Raw genomic sequence first — 8,531 nt, forward strand, 5'->3', positions numbered from 1 at the left:
CCGCCGAAACGGCGAGGCCGAACAGCACTTATGGCAAAAATAGCCCTGAAGCTCGACGAATTGATCGACGGCGAAGCCTTGCGCCGCGACATGACCGCGCTGACCGCTGCCACGGCAGGCGACGGCTCGGGCAAGGCTACGCGTAAGGGCGTTCTCCAGCTTCTCAAGGGCAGGCTGGCCGACGGTCGCACGATCGCCGAACGCATGCTGATGGAGGATGGCAGCGGCAGTGCCTGCGCCGCGCGCCTGTCGCATCTCATGGACGAAATCATCCGCGCGCTCTACGATTTCGCCGCCACCCATGTCTATCGCGTGAAAAACCCGTCTTCGGCCGAACGCATGGCCGTCGTCGCGGTCGGCGGCTATGGCCGCGGCACGCTGGCGCCGGGGTCCGACATCGACCTCCTGTTCCTGCTGCCCTACAAGCAGACGCCATGGGGCGAGCAGATCGTCGAATACATGCTTTACATGCTGTGGGATCTCGGACTGAAGGTCGGCCACGCCACACGCAACATCGACGAATGCCTGAGACTGTCGCGCACCGACATCACCATCCGCACCTCGATCCTGGAAGCGCGCTTCCTGTGGGGCGAGCAGAAGCTTTATGACGAGCTCTTGCTGCGCTTCGACCGCGAGGTGGTGCGCACGACCGGCCCCGAATATGTGCAGGCGAAGCTTGCCGAACGCGACGAGCGCCATGCCAAGGCCGGCGAAAGCCGCTATCTGGTCGAACCCAATGTCAAGGACGGCAAGGGCGGCCTGCGCGACCTGCAGACGCTGTTCTGGATCGGCAAGTATTTCTACCGGGTGCGCACCGGCGAGGAACTGGTCGACAAGGGCGTCTTCACCGACGCCGAATACCGGGAATTCCAAAAGGCCGAGGATTTCCTGTGGGCCGTGCGCTGCCACATGCATTTCCTCACCGGCAAGGCCGAGGAGCGGCTGCACTTCGACATCCAGCGCGAGATCGCCGAGCGGCTGGGCTACACCACCCATCCGGGCCTGTCGGCGGTCGAGCGCTTCATGAAACACTACTTCCTCGTCGCCAAGGATGTCGGAGACCTCACCCGCATCTTCTGCGCGGCGCTCGAGGAAGAGCAGGCCAAGCATGTGCCGGGTTTCAACCGCATCTTCCTCACCTTCTCGCGCCGCAAGCGCAAGCTTGCCGGCACCTCCGATTTCATTGTCGACAACCACCGCATCAACATCGCCGACGACCAGGTGTTCGAGCGCGATCCGGTCAATCTTCTGAGGCTGTTCTGGTTCGCCGACAAGCACGGGCTGGAATTCCATCCCGATGCGCTGAAGCTTTTGACCCGGTCGCTCGGCCTTGTCGGCAAGGCGCTGCGCCGCGACGAGGAGGCCAACCGGCTGTTCCTCGACATATTGACCTCGGACCGCAACGCCGAGCTCAATCTCAGGCGCATGAACGAGGCGGGTTTGCTTGCAAAGCTGATCCCGGATTTCGGCAAGATCGTCGCCATGATGCAGTTTTCGATGTACCACCACTACACGGTCGACGAGCACCTGATCCGCTGCATCGGCGTGCTGGCCGAGATCGAGCGCGGTGACGGCGAGAAGCTCCATCCGCTCTCGCACACGCTGTTGCCGGGCTTGCGGAAAAGCCGCGAGGCGCTCTATGTCGCGGTGCTGCTGCACGACATCGCCAAGGGACGACCGGAGGACCATTCCGAGGTGGGCGCCCGGATCGCGCGGCGCATCTGCCCGCATATGGGGCTCTCGCCGGCCGACACCGAAACGGTCGCCTGGCTGGTCGAGAACCATCTCGTCATGCCGATGACGGCGCAGACCCGCGACCTCAACGACCGCAAGACGATCGAGGATTTCGCGGCGGTCGTGCAATCGGTCGAGCGGCTCAAGCTGCTGCTGATCCTCACCGTCTGCGACATCAGGGGCGTCGGCCCGGGCGTGTGGAACGGCTGGAAAGGGCAGTTGCTGCGCACGCTCTACTACGAGACCGAGCTGTTGCTGACCGGCGGATTCTCGGAAGTGTCGCGCGCCAAGCGGACGGCGGCGGCACGGGAGGCGCTCGCCGAGGCGCTCGCCGAATGGCCCGAGAAGGCCCGAAAGCGTTATGCCGGCCTGCATTACGAGAACTATCTGCTGGCGGTCGATCTCGCCGACCAGCTCCGCCATGCCGAGTTCATCCGCGAGGCGGACGCCGCCGGCAAGAAGCTCGTCACCATGGTCAAGACGCACCAGTTCGAGGCGGTGACGGAAATCACCGTTCTGGCGCAGGACCATCCCCGGCTGCTTTCGGTCATTGCCGGCGCCTGCGCGGCAGCCGGCGGCAACATCGTCGACGCGCAGATCTTCACCACGTCCGACGGCCGCGCACTGGACACCATCCTGATCTCGCGGGAGTTCGATCGCGACGAGGACGAGCGCCGCCGCGCCGAGCGCGTCGGCCGGCTGATCGAGGACGTGCTGTCGGGCAAGAGCTGGCTGCCCGAGATGATCGAAAAGCGAACCAAGCCTCGGCGCGGCGCCAAGGTGTTCCGCATTCCGCCGCGCGCCGAAATCCGCAACACGCTGTCGAACCGGTTTTCCGTGATCGAGGTCGAGGGGCTGGACCGGCCGGGCCTGCTTTCAGAGATCACCGGGGCGCTGTCGGACCTGTCGCTCGACATCGCATCGGCCCATATCACCACCTTCGGCGAGAAGGTCATCGACACCTTCTACGTCACCGATCTCACCGGCCAGAAGATCGACAGCCCGGCGCGCATCAGCGCCATCCACAACAGGCTGGTCGCAGCACTCGAAGGCACCGCGCCCGAACGCGGCGGCAAGGCCAAGGCCGCGGCCGAGTGAACGCCGTCCTCGATTTTTCCTCATCTCGCAGGCAATCTCCACACAAATGAGCCCATCTTCACAACAATGAGCCTGGTCAAAAAATTCGCCACCGTCGCTTCCGGCACGCTGATGAGCCGCGCCCTCGGCTTCGGCCGCGAGATGCTGATGGCGGCCGCACTCGGCACCGGGCCGATCGCCGACGCCTTCAACGCCGCCTTCCAGTTTCCCAACACCTTCCGCCGGCTGTTCGCCGAAGGCGCCTTCAACGCCGCCTTCGTGCCGCTCTTCGCCAAGGAGATCGAGACCCACGGCACCGACGGCGCCAAGCGCTTTTCCGAAGAAGTGTTCGGCGTGCTGTTCACGGCACTTCTGGCGCTGACCATCGCCATGGAACTGGCGATGCCGCTGATCGTGCGCTATCTGGTGGCGCCGGGCTTTGCCGACACGCCGGGAAAGTTCGAGACGACGGTCCGGCTTGCGACCATCATGTTTCCCTACCTGATCTGCATGTCGCTGGGCGCCATGATGGCCGGCATGCTGAATTCGCTGCGCCGCTATTTCGCGGCTGCTGTGGCGCCGGTATTCCTCAACATCATCCTGATCGGCGTGCTCGCCTATGCCTGGTACAAGGGATCGGACGCCCGCACGGTCGGCTTCGGGCTGGCCTGGGGCGTGCTGGCGGCGGGGCTGGTGCAACTCGCCATCGTCTGGGTGGCGGTGCGCCATGCCGGCATCTCGATCGGCTTTCGCCGGCCGAGGATGACGCCCAGCGTCAAGCGGCTCTTGATTCTGGCGCTGCCGGCGGCGATCACCGGCGGCATCACCCAGATCAACCAGCTGATCGGCACCGCGATCGCGTCGGCGCAGGACAGCGCGGTGTCGTCGCTCGCCTATGCCGACCGCATCTACCAGTTGCCGCTCGGTGTCGTCGGCGTCGCCGTCGCGATCGTTTTGTTGCCGGAACTGTCGCGGGCGCTGAAGTCGGGCAATCTGATCGAAGCGGCCAATCTGCAGAACCGCTCGGTCGAGTTCACGCTGTTCATGACCTTGCCCGCTGCCGCCGCCTTGCTTGTCATGTCCGAGCCGATCGTGCGGCTGGTCTACGAGCGCGGTGCCTTTGCCGCCAACAACTCGACGCCGACCGTGGCGGCGATCCTGGCGATCTTCGGCCTCGGCCTGCCGGCCTTCGTGCTGATCAAGGCATTCACGCCAGGCTATTTCGCCCGCGAGGACACGCGCACGCCGATGATCTTCGCCGCCATCTCGGTGGCTGTGAACGTCACCACCGCGCTGACACTGTTCCCGTCGATGGGCGCGCCGGGTATCGCGGTCGCTTCGGCCGTCGCCGGCTGGGTCAATGCGCTGATGCTGCTCGCCGTGCTGATCCGGCGCGGCCATTGGGGCCGCGACGTTCCGCTGCTGAAACGGATTCCCAGGCTGGTGCTGTCGGCGGCGGTGATGGCGGCGGCGCTCTATTTCGCCGAGCACTGGTTTGCCGCCAGGCTCGGCCCTGGCTCACCGCTGTTGATCAAGGCAACGACGCTGCTTGCGCTCGTCGCCGGCGGAGCGCTGCTCTACTTCGTCACCGCCTTCGCCAGCGGCGGCGCCGATTTCGGCATGATTAGGCGGAACATCAAACGAGGCAGAACGCCGAACGCAACGCCCGTCGCAAAAGCCGATCTGGACGAATAGACAGCCCGATCCGGCGACTGCGACGGGTCTTGATCGGGCCGCCGCTCTCGTCCATAAGCGCGCCGTCGCAAGACTTTCGCCGCGCGCGAAACGGCCCTCCACAAGCCATGAGGACATCATGACCGCCTTCAAGCCACTCGTCTTTTCCGGCGTCCAGCCGACCGGCAACCTGCATCTCGGCAATTATCTCGGCGCCATCAAGAAATTCGTCGCCCTGCAGGACACATCCAACTGCATCTATTGCGTCGTCGACCTGCATTCGCTGACCGCGCAGCTCGTCCATGACGACCTTGCCGACCAGACGCGCTCGATCACCGCTGCCTTCCTCGCCTCCGGCATCGACCCGAAGAAGCACATCGTCTTCAACCAGTCGCGGGTCATGCAGCACGCAGAGCTTGCCTGGATCTTCAACTGCGTGGCGCGCATCGGCTGGATGAACAAGATGACGCAGTTCAAGGACAAGGCAGGCAAGGACCGCGAGAATGCTTCGCTCGGGCTGCTTGCCTATCCGAGCCTGATGGCTGCCGACATTCTGCTCTATCGCGCCACCCACGTGCCGGTGGGTGAGGATCAGAAGCAGCATCTGGAGCTGACCCGCGACATCGCGCAGAAATTCAACAATGATTTCTCGGATCGCATCGCCCGCCTTGGCGTCGGCGTGGAAATGCCGGTCGGCGAGGAGACGGTGAACGGCTATTTCCCGCTGACCGAACCGGTCATTGGCGGACCGGCGACGCGCATCATGAGCCTGCGCGACGGCTCGAAGAAGATGTCGAAATCGGATCCGTCGGACCTGTCGCGCATCAATCTGACCGACGATGCCGACGCCATTTCGAAGAAGATCCGCAAGGCCAAGACCGATCCCGAAGCATTGCCGGGCGAACTGGACGGCCTGGCTGGCCGGCCGGAGGCGGAAAACCTCGTCGGCATCTATGCGGGTCTGGCCGAAATCTCGAAGGAGGCGGTGCTCAAGGAGTTCGGCGGCCAGCAGTTTTCCGTGTTCAAGCCGGCGCTGGCCGACCTTGCCGTGGAAAGACTGGCGCCGGTCGCTGCCGAAATGCGCCGTATTTCCGGCGACCGCGCCTATGTCGACGCCGTCTTGAAGGATGGCGGCGAACGCGCCGGCGTCCTGGCCGAGGCGACGATGAAGACGGTGCGCGACATCATCGGCCTGCTGCAGGATTGACCCCTGTCCTGACATTGCCGCCCCTAATACCGCAGCAATGGCCGACCGCTTGCGGCCGGTCTGCGGCGGTGGCAGATTGCGGCCACACGATACCGAGTAGATAGACATGGTCTCCAAACGCCTCAGCCGCGAAGCCGGCCATCGCCGCAAGTTCCTGGCGATCATCGACGACACGCCGGAATGCGAGCGCGCCGTCGCCTACGCCTCGAAGCGCGCGCAGAGCACGAGCGGTGTGCTGGTGCTGCTTTACGTGATCGAGCCGGACGATTTCCAGCACTGGCTGGGCGTCGAGAAGATCATGCGCGAGGAGGCCAATGCGACGGCCCGCGCGGCCCTCGACAGCTACGCGAACAAGGTGCGCCAGAAGCTCGGCATCGAGCCGGAACTGGTGGTGCGCGAAGGCAAGCCGACGGAAGAAATCCACAAATTGATCGAGGAAGACCAGGACATCGCCATACTGGTGCTGGCGGCCGGCGCCGGCAAGGAGGGACCCGGACCGCTGGTCGGCGCGGTCGCCGGCAAGGGCGCCGCCTTCCCCATCCCGGTGACCGTGGTGCCGCAGAATCTTTCCGATGAGGAGATCGACAGCCTGGCTTAGAGCAGACGCAGGGATTAGACCCCTGGCAAAACATTCCGCCAGCCAGCCATTCCGGCGATGCGTTTCGCTTGAATGTCCAGCCGATAAAGCCTATTTAGAATTATTCCAAACTATCTGCCCGAAACGGGCATGGAGACGGCTATGTTCATCCAGACCGAATCGACGCCAAATCCCGCGACGCTGAAATTCCTGCCCGGCAAGGAAGTGCTTGTCGAAGGCACCGCCGATTTTCGCGACGCCGCCAGCGCCGCTGCTGCCTCCCCGCTGGCCGGCCGGCTGTTCGAGATCCCTGGCGTCACCGGCGTCTTTTTCGGCTATGACTTCGTCACCGTGACCAAGGACGGCCCCGACTGGCAGCATTTGAAGCCGGCGATCCTCGGCGCCATCATGGAGCATTTCATGTCCGGCGCGCCTGTAATGGCCAAGGCCGGACCCGCCGCCGAAACCAGCCAGACCGGCGAATTCTACGACAAGGCCGACGAGGAACTGGTCATCACCATCAAGGAACTGCTCGATACCAGGGTGCGCCCGGCCGTCGCCCAGGATGGCGGCGACATCACTTTCCGCGGCTTCGAGAACGGCACCGTGTTCCTGCACATGAAGGGGGCCTGCGCCGGCTGCCCGTCATCGACGGCGACGCTGAAGCACGGCATCCAGAACCTTTTGCGGCATTTCGTGCCCGAAGTGCAGCAGGTCGAACAGGTCTCCTGAGAGACAGACGACCAGGAACAATTCGCCTTCGGGCAAAACAAAAAACCGGGCCGAATTGCCCGGTTTTCTGTTTTGGACGTCAGTTGTTGCCTAGACGGTCCGCGTATGAAAATCTTCTTGTTTGACCATGATCTTTTCCGAAAACCGGTTTCCACTTTTCGGGATCATGGTCCTATAAAACGATGACCTTGGTGCCGACCGATGTGCGGTCGTAGAGGTCGATGATGTCCTGGTTCATCAGCCGGATGCAGCCCGACGACACCGCCTTGCCGATCGAGTTCCATTCCGGGCTGCCATGCAGGCGGTAGCCCGAATCGCCGCCCCTGTTGAACAGATACATGGCGCGCGCGCCGAGCGGGTTATTCAACCCCGGCTCCATGCCGCCGGCGAACTTGGCCAACTCGGGCTGGCGCTTGATCATCGCTCCGGGCGGCGTCCAGGTCGGCCATTCGCGCTTCAGCGCGATGCGGGCGGTGCCATTCCATTCAAAGCCTTCGCGGCCGACGCCGATGCCGTAGCGCATCGCCTCGCCGTCGCTCATGACGAAATAGAGGAACTTGTTCTGCGTATCGACGATGATGGTGCCCGGCTTTTCCCTGGTGTCGTAATCCACCACTTGCCGGCGGTACTTGAACGGCACTTTTTCGATCGGAATACGCGGCAATGAATAACCGGCATCGGTCATCGCGCCATAGTCGTTAGAGAACACCCGCGAGCCGATGGTGCTGCAACCGCTGATAGCGGTCGACAGCGCAAGTGCAGCGACGATTGCAAATGACTTCAAGCGCATAAAAAGGTCCGATGCCCCGCCCAAAATAGTGCGGCTCGTTACGGCCGCTTTGTCGCCATCATTCATGCTGGCATTTGCTTTGCTTGCCAAGCGCGCGATGCCTATATGCGAGGGCTTACGTGCCGGTAACCACGTTACTATGGCATTTCGGCAACAGGCCTCAGGGGATTGTGAAGCAAAATCAATGGGGGCAGTTCGTCAAGGCTGCCGGAAGTCGAGGAAGTCACCATGAATGTCGGCGATGCTGCCCACCGTTCCGGCCTGCCGGCCAAGACCATCCGCTACTATGAGGAGATCGGCCTGATTCGTCCCCGGCGCGCCGGCAATGGCTACCGCGACTATACGGGCGACGACATCCACCGGCTGGCTTTCCTGCGCCGCGCGCGCAACCTGGGCTTTTCCATCGACGATTGCCGCCAGTTGATGGCGCTCTATCAGGATCGCAGCCGCGCCAGCCACGACGTGCGCGAGATCGCGGCCGCCCATGTCAGCGCCATCGAGGAGAAGGTGCGCGAGTTGCAGTCGATGCGCACGACCCTGCAGAAACTGATCCACGCCTGCCACGGCGACGACCGGCCGGACTGCCCGATTTTGGATGATATCGCGGGTGGTGCGGAGGACGGCAATAAGGGCGCTTCGGCGGCAGTGTAGGCAACACCGTCGAAGGCTATTATTCGATCTTCAAGCGCGGCATGAAGGGCGTTTACCAGCATTGCGCCGAACACCATCTGCACCGCTAT

The 8,531-nt window shown here is 63.4% G+C and carries 7 protein-coding genes; 6 read left to right on the forward strand and 1 reads right to left on the reverse strand.

Features of this window, described 5'->3' with window-relative positions; genetic code table 11:
* Positions 1-30: 30 nt before the first annotated feature.
* From MESS2_RS02235 to MESS2_RS02255, 5 genes are all read left to right on the forward strand, one after another.
* On the forward strand, positions 31-2,832 hold the full coding sequence (locus MESS2_RS02235; protein WP_008872427.1) for a [protein-PII] uridylyltransferase: 2,802 nt from the start codon (positions 31-33) through the stop codon (positions 2,830-2,832).
* 66 nt (positions 2,833-2,898) lie between these two features.
* Entirely contained in the window at positions 2,899-4,506 is a 1,608-nt protein-coding gene (murJ, locus tag MESS2_RS02240; RefSeq protein ID WP_008872428.1) for a murein biosynthesis integral membrane protein MurJ, read from the forward strand.
* A 118-nt stretch (positions 4,507-4,624) separates the two neighbouring features.
* On the forward strand, positions 4,625-5,692 hold the full coding sequence (gene trpS / locus MESS2_RS02245; protein ID WP_008872429.1) for a tryptophan--tRNA ligase: 1,068 nt from the start codon (positions 4,625-4,627) through the stop codon (positions 5,690-5,692).
* A gap of 106 nt (positions 5,693-5,798) precedes the next feature.
* Entirely contained in the window at positions 5,799-6,290 is a 492-nt protein-coding gene (locus MESS2_RS02250) for a universal stress protein (protein ID WP_008872431.1), read from the forward strand.
* A gap of 141 nt (positions 6,291-6,431) precedes the next feature.
* A complete protein-coding gene (locus tag MESS2_RS02255; RefSeq protein WP_008872432.1) occupies positions 6,432-7,001 on the forward strand; it encodes a NifU family protein in 570 nt (189 codons plus the stop codon).
* 172 nt (positions 7,002-7,173) lie between these two features.
* Here MESS2_RS02255 and MESS2_RS02260 read toward each other — a convergent pair whose 3' ends face one another.
* Positions 7,174-7,791: a L,D-transpeptidase gene (locus MESS2_RS02260; protein ID WP_040591859.1), complete on the reverse strand. Its 618-nt coding sequence runs from the start codon at positions 7,789-7,791 to the stop codon at positions 7,174-7,176.
* A gap of 228 nt (positions 7,792-8,019) precedes the next feature.
* On the opposite strand from MESS2_RS02260, the gene cueR reads away from it, so the two are divergent.
* Positions 8,020-8,442 (forward strand): Cu(I)-responsive transcriptional regulator, encoded by a 423-nt coding sequence (cueR, locus tag MESS2_RS02265; RefSeq protein ID WP_008872436.1) that lies wholly within the window; start codon positions 8,020-8,022, stop codon positions 8,440-8,442.
* The last annotated feature ends 89 nt before the right edge of the window (positions 8,443-8,531 follow it).

Origin of the sequence: Mesorhizobium metallidurans STM 2683, assembly GCF_000350085.1 — a bacterium.
Lineage (GTDB): Bacteria > Pseudomonadota > Alphaproteobacteria > Rhizobiales > Rhizobiaceae > Mesorhizobium > Mesorhizobium metallidurans.